21 protein-coding genes are annotated in these 19,692 nt (G+C 68.3%); 16 read left to right on the top strand and 5 right to left on the bottom strand.

Annotation, left to right across the window (positions count from 1 at the left end; all coding sequences use genetic code 11):
• Positions 1-86 precede the first annotated feature (86 nt).
• Positions 87-1,640, bottom strand: coding sequence for a restriction endonuclease (locus Dvina_RS01880; protein WP_223100640.1), 1,554 nt, complete (start codon positions 1,638-1,640; stop codon positions 87-89).
• 960 nt (positions 1,641-2,600) lie between these two features.
• Between Dvina_RS01880 and Dvina_RS01885 the strand changes: the two genes are divergently transcribed.
• The gene (locus Dvina_RS01885; RefSeq protein WP_223100641.1) at positions 2,601-4,754 is read left to right on the top strand and encodes an SIR2 family protein; all 2,154 of its coding nucleotides are present in this window, start codon (positions 2,601-2,603) and stop codon (positions 4,752-4,754) included.
• Positions 4,755-4,858: 104 nt separating this feature from the next.
• On the opposite strand, the gene Dvina_RS01890 is transcribed toward Dvina_RS01885, so the two are convergent.
• On the bottom strand, positions 4,859-5,641 hold the full coding sequence (locus Dvina_RS01890; RefSeq protein WP_223105263.1) for a transposase family protein: 783 nt from the start codon (positions 5,639-5,641) through the stop codon (positions 4,859-4,861).
• Between the two features lie 317 nt (positions 5,642-5,958).
• Between Dvina_RS01890 and Dvina_RS01895 the strand changes: the two genes are divergently transcribed.
• The 3 genes from Dvina_RS01895 to Dvina_RS01905 all read left to right on the top strand — a co-directional run bounded on the left by Dvina_RS01895 (position 5,959) and on the right by Dvina_RS01905 (position 8,289).
• The gene (locus Dvina_RS01895; protein WP_223100642.1) at positions 5,959-7,041 is read left to right on the top strand and encodes an IS110 family RNA-guided transposase; all 1,083 of its coding nucleotides are present in this window, start codon (positions 5,959-5,961) and stop codon (positions 7,039-7,041) included.
• Between the two features lie 563 nt (positions 7,042-7,604).
• Positions 7,605-7,982 carry a helix-turn-helix domain-containing protein gene (locus Dvina_RS55630; protein ID WP_380030062.1) on the top strand — a complete coding sequence of 126 codons (378 nt, stop codon included), beginning with the start codon at positions 7,605-7,607 and terminating at the stop codon, positions 7,980-7,982.
• Between the two features lie 169 nt (positions 7,983-8,151).
• A complete protein-coding gene (locus Dvina_RS01905; protein ID WP_223100644.1) occupies positions 8,152-8,289 on the top strand; it encodes a hypothetical protein in 138 nt (45 codons plus the stop codon).
• Between the two features lie 96 nt (positions 8,290-8,385).
• On the opposite strand, the gene Dvina_RS01910 is transcribed toward Dvina_RS01905, so the two are convergent.
• Complete coding sequence (locus Dvina_RS01910) at positions 8,386-8,574, bottom strand: hypothetical protein (RefSeq protein ID WP_223100645.1); 189 nt, start codon at positions 8,572-8,574, stop codon at positions 8,386-8,388.
• 191 nt (positions 8,575-8,765) lie between these two features.
• Between Dvina_RS01910 and Dvina_RS01915 the strand changes: the two genes are divergently transcribed.
• Complete coding sequence (locus tag Dvina_RS01915) at positions 8,766-9,947, top strand: sensor histidine kinase (protein ID WP_223100646.1); 1,182 nt, start codon at positions 8,766-8,768, stop codon at positions 9,945-9,947.
• The gene (locus Dvina_RS01920) at positions 9,944-10,561 is read left to right on the top strand and encodes a response regulator (RefSeq protein ID WP_223100647.1); all 618 of its coding nucleotides are present in this window, start codon (positions 9,944-9,946) and stop codon (positions 10,559-10,561) included. Before Dvina_RS01915 ends, Dvina_RS01920 begins: the two co-directional genes overlap by 4 nt.
• A 59-nt stretch (positions 10,562-10,620) precedes the next feature.
• Here the strand turns inward: Dvina_RS01920 and Dvina_RS01925 are convergent, their stop codons facing one another.
• Positions 10,621-10,899: a hypothetical protein gene (locus tag Dvina_RS01925; RefSeq protein ID WP_223100648.1), complete on the bottom strand. Its 279-nt coding sequence runs from the start codon at positions 10,897-10,899 to the stop codon at positions 10,621-10,623.
• A gap of 308 nt (positions 10,900-11,207) precedes the next feature.
• Between Dvina_RS01925 and Dvina_RS01930 the strand changes: the two genes are divergently transcribed.
• Entirely contained in the window at positions 11,208-12,056 is an 849-nt protein-coding gene (locus Dvina_RS01930; RefSeq protein ID WP_223100649.1) for an SDR family NAD(P)-dependent oxidoreductase, read from the top strand.
• A gap of 80 nt (positions 12,057-12,136) precedes the next feature.
• Here the strand turns inward: Dvina_RS01930 and Dvina_RS01935 are convergent, their stop codons facing one another.
• Entirely contained in the window at positions 12,137-13,423 is a 1,287-nt protein-coding gene (locus Dvina_RS01935) for a glycoside hydrolase family 19 protein (RefSeq protein ID WP_223100650.1), read from the bottom strand.
• Between the two features lie 213 nt (positions 13,424-13,636).
• On the opposite strand from Dvina_RS01935, the gene Dvina_RS01940 reads away from it, so the two are divergent.
• The 9 genes from Dvina_RS01940 (at position 13,637) to Dvina_RS01980 (ending at position 19,680) form a co-directional block, all read left to right on the top strand.
• The gene (locus Dvina_RS01940; RefSeq protein ID WP_246655968.1) at positions 13,637-14,203 is read left to right on the top strand and encodes an RNA polymerase sigma factor; all 567 of its coding nucleotides are present in this window, start codon (positions 13,637-13,639) and stop codon (positions 14,201-14,203) included.
• On the top strand, positions 14,200-15,003 hold the full coding sequence (locus Dvina_RS01945) for a zf-HC2 domain-containing protein (RefSeq protein WP_223100651.1): 804 nt from the start codon (positions 14,200-14,202) through the stop codon (positions 15,001-15,003). The genes Dvina_RS01940 and Dvina_RS01945 overlap by 4 nt, the downstream gene beginning before the upstream one ends.
• Positions 15,004-15,020: 17 nt before the next feature.
• The gene (locus tag Dvina_RS01950; RefSeq protein ID WP_223100652.1) at positions 15,021-15,818 is read left to right on the top strand and encodes an ATP-binding cassette domain-containing protein; all 798 of its coding nucleotides are present in this window, start codon (positions 15,021-15,023) and stop codon (positions 15,816-15,818) included.
• A complete protein-coding gene (locus Dvina_RS01955; RefSeq protein ID WP_223100653.1) occupies positions 15,815-17,158 on the top strand; it encodes a hypothetical protein in 1,344 nt (447 codons plus the stop codon). Before Dvina_RS01950 ends, Dvina_RS01955 begins: the two co-directional genes overlap by 4 nt.
• The gene (locus Dvina_RS01960) at positions 17,155-17,769 is read left to right on the top strand and encodes a hypothetical protein (RefSeq protein ID WP_223100654.1); all 615 of its coding nucleotides are present in this window, start codon (positions 17,155-17,157) and stop codon (positions 17,767-17,769) included. Before Dvina_RS01955 ends, Dvina_RS01960 begins: the two co-directional genes overlap by 4 nt.
• Before the next feature lie 84 nt (positions 17,770-17,853).
• Positions 17,854-18,390: a hypothetical protein gene (locus Dvina_RS01965; RefSeq protein WP_223100655.1), complete on the top strand. Its 537-nt coding sequence runs from the start codon at positions 17,854-17,856 to the stop codon at positions 18,388-18,390.
• 22 nt (positions 18,391-18,412) lie between these two features.
• Entirely contained in the window at positions 18,413-19,132 is a 720-nt protein-coding gene (locus Dvina_RS01970; protein WP_223100656.1) for a hypothetical protein, read from the top strand.
• Positions 19,133-19,165: 33 nt separating this feature from the next.
• Positions 19,166-19,366, top strand: a complete 201-nt coding sequence (locus Dvina_RS01975) for a hypothetical protein (protein ID WP_223100657.1) — start codon at positions 19,166-19,168, stop codon at positions 19,364-19,366.
• Positions 19,363-19,680 carry a hypothetical protein gene (locus Dvina_RS01980; RefSeq protein ID WP_223100658.1) on the top strand — a complete coding sequence of 106 codons (318 nt, stop codon included), beginning with the start codon at positions 19,363-19,365 and terminating at the stop codon, positions 19,678-19,680. Before Dvina_RS01975 ends, Dvina_RS01980 begins: the two co-directional genes overlap by 4 nt.
• The last annotated feature ends 12 nt before the right edge of the window (positions 19,681-19,692 follow it).

Raw genomic sequence — 19,692 nt, forward strand, 5'->3', positions numbered from 1 at the left:
TGAGCTGCCTCGGAGACCTTGGGAGCCGATTGTGTAACAGGCGCTGACATTGCTGTCGCGCGTAATGCCGACGCGCCCGAGATGCGTTACTTGGAAGGCGGCACGATACGGGCCGGGATGCCGTACTCCTTGCAGATTGCGAGGAGGCCGCTTCCGTCGATCAGCTGGAGTGGCTTGCCGTTGGCGAACTCATAGCTACTCGGGCCGTAACCGCTGGTAGTGATCAGGATGCCGCTCTTCGCGCCTTCGTGCTGCATCGTGCCGTAGAGATCCCGCACCGCGGCCGGCGGCACGGTCTTGTTGTAAAGCTTGGCCTGGATGACGTACTTGCCGCCCCGGATCGGCGTGGGATCGTAGGCCACGCAGTCCACACCGCCATCGCCGCTGGCTGCGACGACCTTCGTGTCGAAGCCCATCCGCGTGAACAGGTTATGGACGAAATACTCGAACTCCTTAGCGGTGAGCTCCAGCAGGTTGGGGCGCTTGTCGATACGACTGATGACGTCCACGGGATCGATGATGCGCGGATCTGCCATCTTGAACTCCATGACCGGTGTCACCGCCTGTAGCTCCTCAGGATGAGGCGAGACGTCGGCCCCGAAGTACTTGCGCACACACGCCACCGGATCGACGTTCGCGAGCTTCAGGCCGCTGAACTGCTCACGATTTGCCCGCAGCATGATCAGGCAGGGCGTGATGGACTGACCGGTCACTGGGTCGATCGCCTCGACGTAACCGTTGAAGACGACGGTGTTGACGAGCGAGAAGCGATCGATGGAGAAAACTGTGTGCACCGCGCGAAGCGCGAGCTGGGCTACCAGTTTCTGATATGCCTGCCGAATGTCGACGGCGGGCCGGCTCGTTCCAACCAGCTCGTCCCGGGTCTTCACCCACTTGAATGCTCGCTGAGCGGGGACGACATCGATCGCCGGGAGCTGCCACTCGAGCGCCAGCAAAGTCGATTCCGGCACGTAGCCCGCCAAGCGCTGCCGGCGGAACCTCGGGGGATCGGGGACTCGATCGATCGCCATCTGAGCGTAGCGACTGACTGCGTGTCGATCGCCGCCTCGCACGGCCGCCGCGAAGCGGTCGATCTTTGCATTGTGCGTATCGGCCTCCGCGCGAGCCGCCGCCTGACGCCCAGCGTGCACCCGGCGCGCCTCGGCCACGCGTCGCTGCCGATTGACCTCATATGTTCTGTAGGCGTCAACAGCCGCCGCAAAATCCAGCTCTGCCTGTGCCCTCTCCCGTGCATAGCGAGCCTCGCCACCGAGTAGGCGGCCCAGCGAACTCGGCCGCGCCGGCTCGAAATCTTGCCATACCGGGGCTGCCATCGGTTGAGCCTCGGTTCCCAGGTCCAACGATATCTCGGCCGGGCGCCGCTTCAAGGCGTTGAAATCCACTCCACGAGGTGGATCTGCAAGGGACTTCGCCAGAATGTTGTCGAGGTCGACCAGCTGTTGCTCGGCAGCTTTTGTCAGCTCGACGGCCTCCGCGATTCGGTCTTGCTCGTATCGCTTGAGCGCGTCCTTGCGTGCCTGTTCGGCTGCGCGTGCTTCCTGCCTCGCCTCGAGCTCCTTGGCTCGGCGCTGCGCCGCGATCTGGCGCTGGAAGTCAGATGATCCAGAATCCGCCGCCATTACTCCTCCCCCGCTCATATCGCAGAGTAACCGAACGGACACGCTGCTGAATAGACCCACCTCGCTGGCCTGGGTTTGCGCGATGCCGTAAGCGTTAGGTCAACGACCGTAGGCGAGCGGTCGATACCGCGATCCCGGAGCCGGCGACACAATTTCCATTGTGGATTCGTCTACGCTCGGTGCGTGCTCCGGCGTTTCTGGACCCGGTCCGCTCGTCCTGGACCCACCCCATCACACCGGACCCGAAACCGGACAGAGACTCATCAGTCGGCACAAAAAAATACTCGCGAAACGGATATAACCCGCCTAAAAATCGGAAGGTTCGGGTCCAATCCCCGCAGTTTCGTTAGCGGGTGAGCCGTCTGGCCAGTGTTCGTACTCTTTCGTGCTCGCCGCTCTGCGGCCTGCATGCCCTGCGCTCTAAGCGGCATGGCTACGCGGACTTGCATGCCCGGTCGGCGACGTCGAGGGCCTTGCCCTCGGTGTTGGACCCGCGACGGCGAGCCTTCCGATGTCCAACCGGAAGTAGCGGTCCAAACGGTGCTCCACTGAGTCCATTTGGGCGGCGTTCACCGCCTCAACGGATGTAGCTGTCCGCCTACGAGGTTGCATTTGAGAGCCGGCGTACGGCCCCACATCCACGTGCCGCAGTATCTAGGCATGGGACGGTTGCCATTAACGCGCAAGCAGTTGGGGAGCGCCCGCGACGCGGCGCGATCCGGGCGGTACCAACTACTCCTCGGCGCGGGCGCCAGCGTGGGTGCTGTCAACTCATACGGCCCATTGCCCCTAGCCAAGGAACTTGTAAAGATCCTGGCTGACCAGTACCCATCCGTGCCTATAAATGATAGTGACTCGTTGCCCCGTGCGTACCAGCGCGCCGTCTTCGCGAGCTCCTCCGACGCCGTTTGGAAATTCCTTCGAACGATCTTTGCTGATGCGTCACACGAGCCTTGGTTCATGGACATGGTCCAGTTGCCGTGGCGTAGAGTGTGGACTCTCAACATCGATGACACCTTTGAACGGGCGTACGACGCGACAATAAATCCTATTAGTAGAAAGCTTCAAATTGTCAACTGGGACGAGCCGTATTCGGAGAGTGGTGATTTGCAGGTCATCCACCTTCACGGCCACGTCAGGGGGTCTCGGCCGAGCAAGCTGGTGTTCTCTTTCGCGGAGTATCAGGCGGCAGCTAAGACCCATCCAGTGTGGGATCAAGTCTTGGCTGGCGTTATGGGTACTGAACCGTTCCTGGTTATTGGCGCTCGCATGCTCGAAGATCCCGACATTGAATCACTTCTAATGAAGAGACCGCCGAATGGAACGGCACCTTCATTTGTGGTTGATCCGTATATTTCAGCCGGCAATAAATGGGAGCTCGAACGGCTGGGCTTCGTTGTCCTCGAGCTAATGCCTGAGGAAGTTCTGCAGAAGTGGCGTCACGAATTCGACCTGATGCCCGAAGCTCTACTTGCGTTGACGCAGTCTCATGCGCTTTCTGTCCCGCAATTTTCGAAACTTCAGACCAACCGTACGAGTCCACCTCCAAGTGGTCATGACTTCTATGGTGGAGATTTGCCATTGTGGTCAGATGCCTGCGACGGGCGCATTGCCATATTCAGCTGGGTCAAGCGAGTTGTAGATGACCTTGAGCGATGGACTGACGCTTCATCGATAAGAAGCGAGCCAACATTGCATATCGTTTACGGCTTAAGACTCACCGGTTCGTCGTCTGGGTTGCATGCGGTTGCCCGAGAGGCGATCAGTATGCATGTCGACCCGTATGTCTTCGACAAGTCGTCGCGATGGGATGTGCCTCTTCTGGTTGACCTGGCTCGCCAACGGCCTGCGCTCATCATAATTGATGGAGGGGCAGAGTTCGCGGACGACGTGGACCGAACCCTCAAACTTGCAGAGGAGGACGGCGTTCGGCTATATATTTTATTAGCTGAGACGCCCCACAACGATCTTCGCCTCGAAGGCCGCTTGTCTGGTACATATTCGAAGGTTGTAACGCATGTGCCTGAGCGGCTGAATCGAATCGACGGAGCTGCACTGGTTACAAAGTTGGAAAAATTCGGTCGTCTCGGCTCGCTCGAGCTAAAGGAATCCAGGCAGCGATTGCAACATTTCGTTGGCCGCGACGTTTTTTCGTCCATGATGGATGTTGAGTACGCCCTGGGCTTCCGCAAACGTCTCGAGGGCGAGCTAGCCGAGCTTCATGCTGACTGGCGACTGGATTTGGTTTTCCTGCTTTCGCTTGCTGCTCAGGCAAATCGGCCCGTGGGTCTTATAGACGCCTCAATCGCGATAGGTGTCGCGGCTGACAAGATCAATGAGCAACTTCGTGCAGATGGGCATCTGGCGGCCGTGGTTGAACAGCTGGATGATCGACTGGTCGCAAGGCAGAGGGATCGTGCAGTTGAATCGGTAGCTAACATCATCGGCTCGAACCGGGCGCTCGACAAGCTGCTTGAATTCATTCAGAGACTGGCGCCACTCGCAAGTCGATCTAGCCTTCAGCGGCGAAATAGAGTACCCCTGCTGGTTGGCCACTTGATGACAAGTAAAAACTTGCAAGCGACATTTCCAGGGCATGATCTGGACAACTTCTATGAATCGCTGCGGCCGACTTTCGGCGACTGGAATGGGCGATACTGGGAGCAGCGCGCGATCTATGCTAAGGCGACATTAGATTGGTCTCGCGCCGAGTCCTTTGCGGCTCGCTCTGTCTCGCTGTACGACGACGCGTACACCCGCACCACCTATGGAACCATCCTTATTAACAAAGCCGAGAACCTCGCTGCGCTGGGTGATTCCGCGTGGCGTGAATATTACGACCGTGGAAGGCAGGAGCTAGAAACTGCCCAAGCGAAGGAGCCGGGCAGTAGAGTGACCGCATTTGCATACTTGGAGTCGACTCTTGCCCTATTACAACGACTTGCTGAGGCGGGCGCTGATGATAGTCAGGATGCGGTGACTGTGGCCGCGGACTGGAGCGCCTACTATGCGACCTTACGGATTGGTCTCACCGGCGAACACCTTCAATCTGTATCAAGAGCGGAGCGGCTCGGCGAGCGCTGGGAGCGCTTGAGGTTGGCGAACCGTTCTTGATGCTGTGAGTGCAACTTGCGGGTACTGTGAACGCCTGTTTCCTACCTTCGCGACGTGCGTCGTGGGCCCGCGGCCGAACACGCTCGTGACCCATTGAGCCATTTTCATCCTGAGTAGCGGCTGGTCTCGAGCTGGTGCAGGACGAGGATGGCCTGCACGATCGCGGTGGCTCGGTGCGGGCAGCAGCGCAGCTTGGTGAGGAGCTTCCAGGTCTTGAGGGCGGCGATTGCCCGTTCGCCGCAGGCGCGGACCTTCGCGTGGGCCTTGTTCACCGCCTTCTGTCGACGGGACAGCCTCGGCCGGTGCCGGTGGCGTTTGGACGGCGTCCGCACGGTTCCGCCGGCGCCTTGGTGGCCCTTGTCGGCGAACGTCATGACGCCCGCGTTGGTCAGGGCGTCGAGGATGCCGTGGGTGCGGGCGGCGGTCAGGTCGTGTACCGCGCCGGGCAGCGCTGCCGATGCCCAGAGGAGTCGTCCGGCGGCATCGGCGATGACCTGTACGTTCACGCCGTGCCGTCGATGCTTGCCGGAGTAATACGGCCGCTGGTCGGCGACACGGTCGATCGGGATGAGGGTGCCGTCCAGGATCGCGAAGGCGAGAGCACGGATGCGGGCCATCGCTGTGGCAAGGTCCTCGGCGGCCGCAGCCAGCAGGGCGACCGCTTCCTGAACGTAGCGCCAAGCCGTGGCCACGCCGACGCCGAACCCGGCAGCGAGGCGGGTGTAGGTGTCGCCGTTGCGCAGATGCGCCAGCGCGAGCAGGGCCTGACGGGCCGGGTCGAGGCGCCGCCACCGCGACCGGCGCTGGCGGCGGTGCCGGCGGATGCGGTCGGCAAGGTGCGTGAGGGTTCGGCTGGACAGCGGGATCGTGGCGGGGCAAGACAGCACAGCGAGACTCCGGTCGGGGCATCGGACCTTGGTCGACGCTTCTATATGCGTGGTGATCGAGTCCGGGTATTCGTGATCCGCTAGGTTCGGCGCTGGCCGTGACGGTGTGACCCCACAGCAATCTGACCATTGACGTATGTGTCGTGTAGTCGACCTGTCCACCGTCGCGGCCGGCATCGGCCGCCACCCTTACTGGCCTGATCAGAAGCATGTCCGCTGGCCACGCCAGCGTGACCCATCACAGATCTGCCGTCGGGTGAACCTCCCGGGCCGACGCCGTTGACCGGCATCAGCCTTCAGGAAGGACACCCACCGTCATGCCAATCGAGGCAGGCCAGCCCGCCGATTCTCGCCCTGATCGACGCCGATGGGTCGTCGGAGTCGACACTCACACCGACACCCATGCCGCCGCACTGGTCGACGCCCTCGGCGAGGTCCATGCCCAGACCGAGGTCAGCGCCGACCCAGACGGCTACATCCGGCTGCTGGCCTGGGCCGGCGAGCACCTTCCCGCCGGCCAGCGGATGTTCTGGGCCGTCGAAGGCACCCGCGCGCACGGACACGGCCTGACCCGAGTGCTCCAAGCAGCTGGCCACCAGGTCATCGAAGCCGTGCCCCCCGTGCGAGGCAGCCGCCGCCGCGGCGGCAAGTCCGACCGGCTCGACGCCATTCACGCCGCTCGCACAGCGTTGATCAACGACCATCCCGCCACGCCCCGCGCCGACGGCCCTCGCGAAGCGCTGCGCCTGCTGGTCACGGCCCGCCAGCACTACTCCACGACGCGCACTGCCACGATCAACGTCTTCAAGTCGGTGATTCTCGGCGCCACGGAGCTGCGCGAACAGCTACGTCATCTACTCACTGCGGCCCAGATTCGCACCGTGCTCACCCTGCCCGAGCCCGAGACCGCCGATGTTGAGGAACGCATCCGTCTGCAACAACTCCAGACTCTCGCGCAGACCGTCACCGACCTGAACGCCGTCCTGGCCGCCAACTACCAGCAGCTGGAAGACCTCGTCCGACAGCTCTGCCCAGCGCTGCTCGACCTGCCAGGCGTCGGGCCGCAAACTGCCGCTGTCGCACTGACCGCCTGGTCGCATCACACCCGGCTGCGCGACGAAGCGGCATTCGCCGCTCTCGCCGGCGCCGCACCGCTACCCGCCAGTTCAGGACGCCACCAGCGCCACCGCCTCAACCGCGGCGGAGACCGAACCCTCAACGCCGCACTCCACACGATCGTTACCACCAGACGTCGCATGAAACACCCAGCCACCAGCGCATACATCGCCCGCCGCACTGCCGAAGGACTCACCCCGAAGGAAGTCCTTCGCTGCCTCAAGCGCTACACCGCACGCCAACTCTTCCGGCTGATGCAGACCACCGCACCCGCAACCACTTGACAAACACTACTCACAGACTGCTGTCTTACCTGGAGCCTCGCCCTCATCGATCTCCGGGCTTGCCGCACCTACCTTGAACTGCACGGTCAGGTTGGAAATGGCTCATTGCCTGACTGGGCGCTATTAAGTGGATCACTGTCCATTGTGGGTCGGGCCGGGCTCGACACGTCCTCCGCTGTTTCTGGACCCCGCACCGTCGTCCTGGACGCGGCCCGCCGGGCTGCATGAGAATCTAGACAATATCCCACTAATTGACACCGACAATACTCGTAAAACCGGACATAACGCGCCTTGTAATCGGAAGGTTGCGGGTTCAAGTCCCGCCGTCGGCTCTCTGGATCAAGCCCCTGATGCGCCCGTATGGCGATGGTCGCCCGATCCCGGTTCATGTTCGGCGGATACAACGTGCTCGTTCTGTGCTCTGCGGATCGGCGCGGTGAGAAGTAGAGGGACTGATCTGTCCCTCCGCTGTAGGTGCGTTGAGTGCGCTACTCGTGGACTTTCTCCTTCATCATCTGTCGGCGAATGCGCTGCCGGTGACGCGTACACACGGTTGAAGCTTCGTGCAGGTTGAATCCTGCCGGGGGCATCACAAACAACTGCGACACGTCCGGCCGCGTCCTGGTCGTGAGCGCACACTTCCCCTTCCTGCACCGCGTCGCCGCAGCTGGGGCACCGCAGGGCACTCATTGGCGAGACTCCCAACAGGACGGTGGAGGTCGATCAACGCTTGCCTTCGCCGGAGTTCCACGCCGTCCACCCTGCTGACGACCACCGAAGTTGCCGCGTTGCTGCACTGCTCGCGGCAGCACGTCGTCGACCTGTGCAGCAATGGGACGCTGGCGTTCGTGCGGGCTGGTACGCATCGGCGGATCCGGCGGGACGACGTTGAGCGGCTGCTGCGGCTGCCGTTTCGTCGTGAGGTTGAGAAGTCGTTGTAGCTGCATCGGGCCGTGGCCGGCACGCTCGTTGCCGACCCGGTGCGCGGGATGGCGCTGGCGTACCGCAAACCTCGCGCACCGTCGGGAAGCCCACGCGGACGGCAGTGCTGACGCCTGGTTCGATGCCTGGGAGCGGCTGCTCGGCGGGGGAGTGGATGCGGTAGTGGACATGATCACGTCGCGGACCGAGCTGGCGGCGGAGTTCCGGCAGAACACGATGTTCGCCGGGCTGCTGGCTGAGCGGGAGCGCCTGAAGGTGCTGGCGGCGTTCGACACCACGCATCCCCGGGCGGCGAGGTCCGCATGAAGCGCGCGCAGCTCGAACACGTGCTGCGCGTCGGCTACGAAGGGCGGACGCTCGAGGACGGACCTCGGCGGATCGCCGGGTCGGGGCCGCGGCGGATCAGCGTTGCTCGACGACGCTGGCGCGCTGCTGCCGCCGGGCGCGGACGAAGCCTGTGACGACGAAGGCGACGACCAGCAGCGTCGTGATCGCCAGGGCGACGCCGTGCAGGCCGAGCATGGGAAGGATCAAGCCGGCGCAGACGATGACCCAGAACACCGGGCTCTTCGTCGTGATGATGTTGGACATATCGGCTCCTTTTCATGGTATCTCCGAGCCGGCGGTGCGGCGATCGGTCGATATGTCGATCACTGTAGGAATCGGCGCCGGGGTGGCATCAGGGTCACGGGTCAGCGCTCTGGCATGACAACTGTCACCGAAATGTCCGGACGCGTTATCGTGGCCCGCGACGGCGGCGGCGATCTTGGGAGGGGCGGCGGATGGTTCGGTGGAGCCGGTCGGCGGCGCCCGGTGAGGTCGCGGCCGTCCTGGGTGTGTGGCTGCTGGTCATGCTCCTGCTCCTCTTCAGCGTCGGGCAGGCCGTCGCGCAGCGCCGGCAGGCCGGCCTGGCCCCGTCGGTCGAGGCGGTCTGCGACGGGTTGAGTTTCGTGATCGCCGGGTGCTACCTGCGGTTCGCCGTCCTGCTCGACCGGGGGCGGCGGGGTCCGCGGATCCGGCTGCTCGTGTGGATCCAGGCGGTGGCCGCGCTGGTGGTGCTCGGACTGGGCAGTGCCTGGACGATGCTGTCGCTGCCCTTGGCGGCGGTGCTGCTCGTCGCCACCGGCCGGCGCGGGCTGCTGGCCGTGTCGCTGCTCGGTGCGGCCGACGTGGTCGGGCTGTTCGTGAAGCGGGACGGCACCCCGGTCGACTCCATGATTGCCCTCTTCGTGACGGTGATCGTGTGCGGCTTCGGCCTCTTCGCCATGACCCGGCTGCGCGAGGTGCTCCACGAGCTGCGCCGGACCCGGGAGGAGATGGCCCGGACCCGAGTGGACGAGGAGCGCCTGCGGATCTCCCGTGAGCTGCACGACCTGCTCGGCCGCACGCTCGTCGCGGTCTCGCTGCGCAACGAGGCCGCGCTGCGGCTGCTCGACTCCGACGTCGAGCGTTGCCGCGTCCAGCTCATCGCTCTGCAGTCGCTGGTCATCGACGGACAGGCCCGGCTCCGGGCCCTGACCAGCGGGCCGTCGCTCATCAGCCTCGGTGACGAGCTCGCCAGCGCCCGTGAGCTGTTCGACCTGCTCGGCGTGCGGGCGGAGATCGACACCGTCGCGGTCGACGACGACGTGGTCGGCCAGACGCTGGCCGCGGTCGTGCGGGAGGCGGTGACCAACACCCTCAAGCACGGGCGGCCCACCTGGTGCCGGATCGGCGTGCGGCGCGAGTCCGGGGACGTCGTCGTCACGGTCGTCAACGACGGGGTCGTCCCGTCGGCCGGCGATGGCGCCCGTACCGGGCTCGACGGCATCCGGGCGCGGGTGACCGCCCTGGGCGGTGTGCTCACCGCCGGACCGATGCCCGGCGGCCAGTTCCGCGTCACCGGACGAGTCCCGGACATTGCGGCGCATCCGCCGGCTCCGCGCGACGGAGAGCCGGCCCCGCGGGAGGCGGTCGGCTCATGAGCGAACAACCGCTCAGACTGCTCATCGCCGAGGATCTCGAACTCGTCGCCGAGGCGTTGGAAGCCCTGCTCAGCACCGAGCCCGCGTTCCTGGTCGTGGCCCGGGTCGGCCGCGGTGACCACGTGCTGCCGGCGGTCGAGCGGTACCGCCCCGATGTGGCCCTGCTCGACGTGGACATGCCCGGTGCCACCGGGATCGAGGCGGCCCGGCTGGTGACCGCCGGGTATCCCGACTGCAAGGTCATCCTGCTGACGGCCCTCCCGGGCAGCGGGCATGTGCACCGGGCGCTGACGGCCGGAGCGTCCGGCTACCTGGTGAAGGCGACGACCGGGGCGCGGCTCATCGACGCGATCAAGGCCGTCGCGGCCGGGACGATCGTCATCGACCCGCAGCTCGCCGCGGACGCCCTGCGCAGCGGGCCCAACGCGCTCTCCGAGCGGGAGCAGCAGATTCTGCGTCTCGTAGACCAGGGGTATAGCACCCGGGCGATCGCGGCCGAGCTGTTTCTCTCGCACGGGACGGTCCGCAACTACCTGTCCACCGTCATGACCAAACTCGACGCCCGTACCCGGGTCGAGGCGGTCCGGGCCGCCCACCGCCGCGGCTGGCTCTGAAGCGGACGGCCGCCACGCTGCTCCGCGCTGAAGTGCGTACGCCGTCCGAGCCGGCTGCGCTAGAACGGTGCCGGGCCGCGGCCGGCCAGCGACATCAGGATCTGGGTGGCGAGGAGACGCCGCGTGCCGGTCACTGCCACGTCGCCGAACTCTTCGTACGGCAGCTCGATCTGCAGGCCATCGCTCGGGGCCTGAACGGCGTCGGTGGTTTCGTCGGGCCGGAATGTGCCACCCCAGCCGGCGGGATGACCGTGTTGGTTGGTTTTGAGCGAGGCTGTACCCGGCACTCGTGTGCCGTCGGCGAGGATGAGTCGGGCCGGCCCCGAGTAGGTGCTCATAATGCCCAATTCTAGCTGCCGGGGGGTGCCACCGCCTTCGGCGGGTTGTCGCGGCCCGACAGATCGCGAACCTTTCCGAGCGGCAATAGGGATCGTCCCTTGTGGATCTTTCTGTGCTCGACGCGTGCTCCGGCGTGGCTGGATGCCGCCCTCCCGCGTCGGAATCAAGCCGATCGGCTGGACTGGAATCCGGACAAGACAGCACTAAAACGGACCGGTGCGTGTGCGACCCCGAACGGCGCAGTCGTCGGCAATGGCCCTGGTAGGCTTCGGCGCCCGCAGACCCAGACCTTCCGTGGAGGCGACGCGTGTCCAGCCAGCCAGTTGTCCTCATTACCGGTACGTCGTCCGGCATCGGTCTGGCTGTCGCGGTCGCGGCGGCCCGGGCCGGGTGGCGCAGCGTGGCCACGATGCGGGACACCGCCCGCGCCGCGCGGCTTGTCGAGGCTGCGGAGGCGGCCGGAGTCGTCGATCGCGTCGAGGTGCGGCAGCTCGACGTCACCGATGCGAAGCAGGTCGCCGACTGTCTCGGTGCGGTCGTCGCCGACCACGGCCGGCTCGACGCTGTGATCAACAATGCCGGCGCGGGGCATCTGGGCACTGTCGAACTCGAGCCGGTCGAAGCGATTCGCTCGGTGATGGAGGTCAACTTCTTCGGTGTGGTGCAGGTGAGCCGGGCGGCGATGCCGCACCTGCGCGCCTCGGGTGGGCGGCTGATCACCGTGACGAGTGTCGGCGGGGTTGTCGGGCAGCCGTTCAACGAGGCCTACTGCGCGGCGAAGTTCGCGGTGGAGGGGTTCATGGAGGCGCTCGCTCCGGTTGCCGCGACGGTCGGTGTCGGCGTGAGTGTCGTCGAGCCCGGGGCTGTCGCGAGCGACTTCGTCGCCAATGTCGGTGTCGACCCGGAGGCGGCGCTCGCGGCGGCCGGTCCGTATGCGGCTGCGCTCGGCGCGTATCTCGCGCGTACCCGCAGCCAGTTCGCCAACGCGGCGCAGAGCCCCGATGAGGCCGCGCAACGGATCGTCGAGGCGCTCACTGCCGACAAGCCCGCGTTCCGGCTGCAGACGTCCGGCTCGGCCCGGCAGTTCGTCGGCCTGAAGCTGGCTGATCTGGACGGCGCCGCGGTGCAGACGGTCACCGGCGGCTGGGTCGGGTAAGCGCGGCCGGTTCATCGCGAAGGCAACGGGCCTGTCACGCCGGTGGCGTGACAGGCCCGTTGTGGCAGGTGTTCGGTGGTTCAGCAGGAGAGGTTGCCGCCCGCGGGGACGCCGAGGATGCCGGCGAACTGGTTGTAGAGGTTGACCCGGCTCTGGACCTGGGCGGGGTTGCCGCCGTTGCACTCGATGCTGTTGATGGCGCGGATGGTGGTGCCGAAGCCCTGGCCGTTGACCATGGCGTTGTGGGAGGTGGTGCCGGCGTTGCCGGTGCCGGTCATCCAGTACCACAGCCCGGTCTGCCAGGAGATCGAGGCGTTGGTGCCGACCAGGCCGGGGTTGTTGAGCAGGTCGACGCCCAGCGCGTCGCCCGCGGCCTTGTAGTTGAAGTTCCAGCTGAGCTGGATGGGGCCACGGCCGTGGTACGCGGACTGCCCGGCCGGGCAGCCGTAGGGCTGGCTGGTGTCGCAGTAGTGTGGCCAGTTCGCGGTGTTGATCTCGTCGATGTAGACCAGGCCGCCGGTCTCGTGGCTGACGTTGGCCAAGAACGCGGCGGCTTCCTGCTTTCTGACCGTGTCGCTGCCGGTGGTCGCGAACGCGGGGTACTTCTGCATGGCGTCGGTCAGGCCCGCGTAGGTGTAGAAGCCGTTGCGGGACGGGAACATCTGGTTGAACTGCGCCTCGCTGACCACGAAGCCGCTCGTGCTGGGGCCGCCGCAGGAGTAGGGCGACCAGAACCAGGTGCTGATCGTCGGGTCGTAGCCGGGGTTGTCGTGGGTGGCCTGGTACAGCTGTCCGTTGGTGTACCGCACGACCGCGCCGGTGGTGTACGACTGTCCGGCGACCCAGTTCGGGTAGTTGCACGAGCCCGTGCCGCCGCCCGGCACCGTCCACTTCTGGTTGGCGCCGCCGTGGCAGGACCAGGTCAGCAGCGGCGTGCCGTCGGCCGTACCCCAGCCGGAGGCGTCGAGGCACTTGTTGGCCTGGGGGTTGACGATGTCGTTGGCGCTGCTGACGGCCCACTGCTGGGCGCCGGTGTTGTTGCAGTCCCACAGCTGGACCTTGGCTCCGTCGGCGGTGGAGCCCCCGGAGACGTCGAGGCACTTGCCGAGGGCGCGGATCGTGCCGTCGGTGCCCACTGTCCAGTTCTGGGCGCTCGTACCGTTGCAGGTCCACAGCTGGATCTGGGTGCCGTTCGCGGTGTTGGCGCCGGCGACGTCGACGCACTTGCCGCCGTATCCGGAGATGGCACCGGTGCCCGCGGCGGCCGCGGTGCCGGGGCTGAACGGAATCAAGGAGACGGTGCAGAGCGCGAGAGCGGCTGCCCCGACAAGCACCCGGCGCACGCGCGCCGATCTCGATCTGTCCATTGGGGACGCTCCTGGGAGGGGAAGTCGACCGAGGTGGATACCCGGTCCTAGGGCGTCTTTCTATCGCACGCCTGATTAACTGTAAAGAGTGTTTACTTTTGTCTGAGCACCGCAAGATCGTCGAGGGTTTGGGGCCGGTCGTCATGGGTGCTATGTGACCCAGGTCACGCCGATTCGCGATCCTCCAGGTGTCCCGCGGTCGACCATCTAGGCGTGGGAGGAAGCGACCTGGACGAGGAGCGGCTGCTGCGGCGGGTCGCGCGGGCTGACCTGGACGCGTTCGACGAGCTGTATCGGCGCACCTCGCCCTGGTTGGCGGTCCGGCTGCGGCGGCGGTGCAGTGACGACGGGATCGTCGCCGAGGTCCTGCAGGACACCTACCTGACGGTGTGGCGGGCGGCCGGGTCGTTCACCGGGCTGCGGCAGTCCGGTGGGGCCGATGCGCCAGGTGGGACGGCCGTCGGGTGGATCTGGACCATCGCGGCGCGCCGGCTCGTCGATGCGCTGCGGCGGCGGTCGCGGCTGCGCGAGGTGCCCGCCGAGGTACTGCCGGAGCGCAGCACGCCGGCCGCCGAGGACGAGGCGCTCGCCGGCTCGATCGGGCTGGAGCTCGGCGCGGCGCTGGACAGCCTGGCGCCGGAGCTGCGGGCGGTGCTGGCCGCGATGGTGCTGGACGGGCTCAGCGTGCGCGAGACCTCGATCCTGCTGGGGTTGCCGGAGGGCACCGTGAAGAGCCGGGCGCGGCGCGCTCGCACCGCACTACGGGAGGCGCTGACATGACCGCGCACGTCGCACCGCCGGCCCTCGCGGCATACGCCGCCGGCACCCTCGGGCCCGACCACGCCGCCACCTGGGCGCTCGAGGTGCACCTGGAGGGGTGCGCGCAGTGCCGGGCGCGGCTGGCCGAGCTGGCGGGCGCGCCGTTGCAGCGGCTGCTTGACGACACCCGCACCGCGATCCTCGCCCAGGCGCGCAGCGGGCCCCGGCCGGTGCCGCCGCGGCGGTGGCGATGGTGGCAGTTGCGGTGGGCCGACTGGTCGCTGTTCGGCTGGATGGCCATGACGTTCACCGCCATCCTCGCCGCCGTCCTGCTGGACGTGGGCTACCCCGACCGGCCGTCGACGGTGCTGCTGCTGGCGCCGGTCGCACCGCTCGCCGGGCTGGGAGTGTCCTGGTCGCGGCGGGCCAACCCGGACTGGGAGATGATCGCCGGTACGGCGCGGGCGGGGCTGGAGATGCTGCTGCGCCGTACCATCGCCGTCCTTGTGTTTGTCCTGCCTCCTCTGGCGGTGGCCGGACTGGTGCTGGGGCGCAACCCGGCGCTGTGGCTGCTGCCCTGTCTGACGTTCACGGCCGCCACGCTGCTGCTCGGCAGCCGGATCGGGGTGCCCCTCGCGGCGGCCGTGCTTGGCGGTGGCTGGCTGGCCGCGGCCGGAGCTGTCACAGGCATTGCCGCGGCGCCTGTCGAAGGGCTGATGCGAGCGCAGACCATGCCCGCGTGGGCGGCCGCCGCCGCCGTGCTGGCCCTGCTGACCGTGCTGCGGGCCGACCACCTGCGAAGCCCCGCCACCTGGCGCTGAAACCGAAGGAGACGACATTGGTACGCGCAGTGAGCGCCGACGAGGTGGCGCCGACCCGCCACGCCTGGCCCATCGAGGCGGCCGGGCTGTCGGTGAAAGCGGGTCGGCACCTCGCCGTCGACGGGCTCGACATCCGCCTCGGCACCGGCGTGCACGGGCTGCTCGGGCCCAACGGCGCCGGCAAGAGCACCCTGATGCGGGCCCTGGCCACGGTCGTGCGCCCGCACCGCGGCCGGCTGGTGCTGCTCGGCGCCGACGCCACCGCGGGCCGGGCCCTGCGGCCCGTCCGGGCCCGGCTGGGGTACCTGCCGCAGCAGTTCGGTTTTTACCCGCGCTTCACCGTGCGCGACGCCGTGGAGTACATGGCCTGGCTGCGGGAGATGCCGCCCGCGGCGGTGCCGGCGGCCGCGCAGCAGGCCATCGACCGGGTGCGGCTGACCGACCGCGCCGACGCGAAGCTCAAGTCGCTGTCCGGGGGCATGCTGCGCCGGGCCGGGATCGCCCAGGCGATCGTCAACGAGCCGGAGCTGCTGCTGCTCGACGAGCCGACGGTCGGGCTGGACCCGGAGCAGCGGGTGGAGTTTCGCGAGCTCATGCGCGAACTGGGCGCCGACAGCTGCGTGCTGGTCTCCACCCATCTCGTGGAGGACGTGGTCGCCGCCTGCTCCGACGTCATCCTGATGGATCAGGGAAGGCTGGTGTTCCAAGGGGTCCCCGCCGACCTGGTCCGCCACGGCGAGACGGGCGGCGTCGGTGACAGCGCCGCCGAGCGTGGCTACTCAGTGCTGCTGCACCGGCACCGGGGTGCGGCATGATCCGGCCGCTGCGCACCGAACTGCGTCGCTCGAACGCCCCGGTCGTGGCCACGCTGCTCGTGGCGGTCGGTGCGCTGTCCGCGGCCAGCATGTACACCTTCTGGCAGGGGCAGTGGCTTCGCTTCGGCTACGTGCAGACCTCAGGCATGTTCATCCTGGTGCCGCTCGCGCTGGCCGGCGGCGCGGTCCTCGGCCGCCGGGATCGCCGCACCCGCGCCGAGGACCTCCTGGGCAGCACCGGCCGGCCCCGCTGGCAGCGCGCGCTGCCAGCGATGGGCGCTCTGGGCATCGCCGTCGCGGCCGCCCACCTCATCGTCCTGGCCGCCGGGGCCGTCGTGGTCGCCGGCACGTACCTGGGGCTGCGCGGGGTCGGCGCGGCGCTCATCGACGCGCTGGTGCTCGTCGGTGCGGCCTGGACGGGCGTGGCCGTCGGCCGGCGCTGGTCCGCGCCGCTGCTGCCGCCCCTGCTCGCCGCTGTGGTGCTCGTCGTGCAGGTCGGCGCCTCGGAGATCGCGCACGGAGACGACCGGCTCGGCAACCTCTCGTTGATGATCTCGTGGCCGCCGGACACCGAGTGGGAGACGATGTCCACCCGCCTGCTGCTCAGCCACCTCGTCCTCGGCGTCGGGCTGCTCCTGGCCGGCGTCCTGCCGGCGGCGGGCGCGTCGTGGCTCTGGCGGGCCGGCGGGTTCGCGAGCCTGGCCGGCGGCGTGGCCGGCCTGGTCCTGATCGCCACGCCCGGCCCGGCCGGCATCTGGCAGCTGGACTCCGGCGCGTACCGGTACGTCTGCGCCGACGGTACCCCCCAGATCTGCGTCACAGCGGTGCACGCCCATCTGCTGCCCGGCGTCACCGCCGACGCCCGCCGCGCCCTGCACGCTCTGGCCAAACTCCCGGGCGCACCGACCCGCGCGGTCGAGCTGCGGCTGGACGGCATCGGCGACAACGACAGCGAGCAGTGGTTCCGCCCCAAGCCGCCGCCCGGCACCGTGCAGTTCCAGCTGGAGGTCGATCCGGCCACCGGCCGTGATCCCGACGTGGCGGAAAGCATGAGCATGGGTGGGGGTACCCGCTGGGCCGGCTGCGGTCACGCCGGCGACGACGTCGCGCAGGCCATCGCCGCCGCGTGGCTCCTGGACACCGACACGGTCCGGCTGTGGGACTCGTGGCTCGGCTTCGACTACATGGACAGGTATCAGAACGACATCCGGGCCGGGGTGCAGGCGCTGCGAGCGCTGCCGGCGGCCGAGCAGCTGCGCCGGGTGACAGCGCTGCGGGACGCGTCCGCGCGCTGCGAGCAGGACCTCATGCCGTACCTCACCGGCCAGGCCGCGGCGTGACCCGCGGGCCGTGGCTGTACCTGCGTTCGCGCCGGGTCGCGTTCGCCGTCGCGGGCTCGGCGGGCGGCGTGGCGCTGGTGACGGCCGCCTGGTCCGGCCTGATGAGCCGGGCCGACGTGCCCGCGGGCCTCGCGGTGCTCACCGCCGCGATGGCGGCGGCGCCGTTCGGCTCGACGCTCGCCGGCCCGGACCCGGCGCTCGACCGCACCGCCGCCCTGCCGTGGCCGCCGCGGCGCGGTGCGCATCTGCTCGCCTGCGGCCTCGTGGTCGCCGCCCTGCTGCTCGCCGCCCGCCCGTTCGGCGCCGACTTCGGCCCTGCATGGGTGGTCCTGCGCAACGCGGCCGGCCTGACCGGGCTGATCGGCCTCGGCGCCGCTGTGGCCGGCGCCCGCGCCGCCTGGCCGGCCCCGGTGGCGTGGGCGGCCTTCGCCGCATTCCTGCCGGCGCCGGGCGGACCGCGGTGGCGGCAGGCCGCGCTGTGGATGGTGCAGGACCCGAGCAGCCGCGTCGCCGCGCTCACCGCCGTGGTGCTGCTGCTGGCCGGGGTCGCCGCGTACGCCGTCCGGGTCGGCCCCCAGGTCGCCCCGGTCGAGGCGGCGATGGACCAGTAACCGGGACGGCCGGGAACCGGTTGGGTGATTCGCCGCCTTTGCGGCTTTCGCGGCGCACCCTCGAGGATCTGGAACCGGCCCGTCATGTCCCCTCTCGCTGCGGCGGCCCGGCGCCTGATGATCCGGCTCGGCCGCTGGGCCGCGCGCTACCTGCCGTCGGAGGTGGTCGGGGCGGCGGCGGCCGTCGCGACGGCCACCGCGTTCGCCGCCGCCGGCCACGCCGCCGTTGCGGCCGCCGTCGCGGCGACCGTCGCCGAGGTCATCGGCTTCTACGGCGTGATGGCCTTGCGTCTGTGGCGCCGGCAACGTCGTCATCGAGACGCCGGTGGCCGGCCCGACGGCGCCGGGCGGACAGCTGTCCGGGTGGCGCGGCAGCTACTCGCCGAGTTCGGCCTCGCCGAGGTCGCCGACTCGTTCCTGATCCGCCCGGCGGCCATGCTGGCCGGGCCGCTGCTCACCGGCGCCACGGCCGGCGGGACCCTGCTCGGGAAGCTGCTCGCCGACCTGGTCTTCTACACCGTCGTCATTCTCAGTTACGAGCGGCTGCGCCGGGCCGGCGGCGAGGTTTCCCCGGTCGCCGGGGTCGCCGGGCCGCCGCCGGAGGTGCCCCACACGCAGTGACCATCTATGTCACACTCCCCGGGTGACGCTGCCCCCTCGGCCGAACTTCCCGAACTATCCAGGTCAGCCGCCCTACCCGGGCGCCGTCCCGCCGATGTACGGCGCCCCGGTCCCGCCACTGCCGCCGCCGCCGAAGAGCAACGCCGGGCTCATCATCGGCATCATCGCGGGAGTGCTGGTGTTGGTCGCCGGCGTGTGTGTGGCCGGCGTGCTGGCCTTCGGCGCCTACCGGCACGACCGGGCGGCGTCGTACGCGGAGGATCAGGGGCCCCTCTCGGCGGCCACGCGCGACGACACGTACGCGGCGCCCACCACGAAGGCGGTGCCCACCACGCAGGCCGCTCCTCCGCCGGCGCCGGCGCGGGTCGGGGACTGCATCGTGGTCGACGAGGCCGGGACGTATCTGGGGCCGGGGAACTGCAACGGCACCCAGGGGACGTACAAGGTGCTCTCCGTCGACCACTCGCGGGACACCTGTGCCGATTCGCAGTCGCCGTACCTGACCGAGAGCGGGTACCGGCTCTGCCTCGAGCTGTACCTGGTGCGGACCTTCTGCTACAAGTTCCCGAGCGGGCCCGGCTGGGTCGTCGCCGCATCCGCGTGCAAGGCCAAGGGGACGGTGCACGTCATCGACATCGTGCCCGGGGCGGCCAACGGGAACAACTGCACGCGCGACCTGAAGTGGAACCGGTGGTATCAGTTCACCCACCCGACGGTCGTCTACTGCGTCATGCAGTACTGACGGCCCGGGCCGACCGGTGCAATGCCGGCGGCCGTGGCGTACTTCACCGGAGTGCTCAAGCAGCGGCTCGCCGTCGGGAACCATGTCGTCGTCCACGACCTCGGCGCGGGGACGTTCGACGTGAGCGTGGCGGGTGTACCGAGTCCGGATTCGATGTCGTCGCCGGCGGCGGGCTGCCCGATGTGGGCGGGCTGGACCTGGACGCGGCGGTGGTCGCGCACGCTCACGGGTTGACCGGCGCCGCGGCCGCGCTGTGCGGGCTGCTGGTGATCGTCAGTGTCATCTCGAGTCTGGGGACCGGGTCCAGTCCCGGGCTGCTCGTCGCGACGTTCGTCTGCGCCGGGGCGGGCGGACTCTCGTGCTGGCCCGCGGTCGGGCTGCGCCGATCCGCGCCGGGCGCCCGCGGAGCCGTCTACGTGCTGGCGTTCGCGGCCGTCGGTGTCTTCGTCACGCTGTGGCGGCTGCCCGGGCTGCCCATAGCGGTCGTCGTCATCAGTGCGGCCGTCGCGGTCAGCCGGCCCTCGGCGCGGCGTTGGCTGACCCGGTGACACGGGCGCCCG

Source organism: Dactylosporangium vinaceum, assembly GCF_019904175.1.
GTDB classification, from domain to species: domain Bacteria; phylum Actinomycetota; class Actinomycetes; order Mycobacteriales; family Micromonosporaceae; genus Dactylosporangium; species Dactylosporangium vinaceum.

Bases quoted from the DNA above. Each gene is read 5' to 3' on its own strand.
- Dvina_RS01880 (WP_223100640.1), bottom strand. From the start codon at position 1,640: ATGGCGGCGGATTCTGGATCATCTGACTTCCAGCGCCAGATCGCGGCG.
- Dvina_RS01885 (WP_223100641.1), top strand. From the start codon at position 2,601: ATGGACATGGTCCAGTTGCCGTGGCGTAGAGTGTGGACTCTCAACATC.
- Dvina_RS01895 (WP_223100642.1), top strand. From the start codon at position 5,959: ATGCCAATCGAGGCAGGCCAGCCCGCCGATTCTCGCCCTGATCGACGC.
- Dvina_RS01905 (WP_223100644.1), top strand. From the start codon at position 8,152: ATGATCACGTCGCGGACCGAGCTGGCGGCGGAGTTCCGGCAGAACACG.
- Dvina_RS01910 (WP_223100645.1), bottom strand. From the start codon at position 8,574: ATGTCCAACATCATCACGACGAAGAGCCCGGTGTTCTGGGTCATCGTC.
- Dvina_RS01915 (WP_223100646.1), top strand. From the start codon at position 8,766: ATGGTTCGGTGGAGCCGGTCGGCGGCGCCCGGTGAGGTCGCGGCCGTC.
- Dvina_RS01920 (WP_223100647.1), top strand. From the start codon at position 9,944: ATGAGCGAACAACCGCTCAGACTGCTCATCGCCGAGGATCTCGAACTC.
- Dvina_RS01925 (WP_223100648.1), bottom strand. From the start codon at position 10,899: ATGAGCACCTACTCGGGGCCGGCCCGACTCATCCTCGCCGACGGCACA.
- Dvina_RS01935 (WP_223100650.1), bottom strand. From the start codon at position 13,423: ATGGACAGATCGAGATCGGCGCGCGTGCGCCGGGTGCTTGTCGGGGCA.
- Dvina_RS01945 (WP_223100651.1), top strand. From the start codon at position 14,200: ATGACCGCGCACGTCGCACCGCCGGCCCTCGCGGCATACGCCGCCGGC.
- Dvina_RS01955 (WP_223100653.1), top strand. From the start codon at position 15,815: ATGATCCGGCCGCTGCGCACCGAACTGCGTCGCTCGAACGCCCCGGTC.
- Dvina_RS01965 (WP_223100655.1), top strand. From the start codon at position 17,854: ATGTCCCCTCTCGCTGCGGCGGCCCGGCGCCTGATGATCCGGCTCGGC.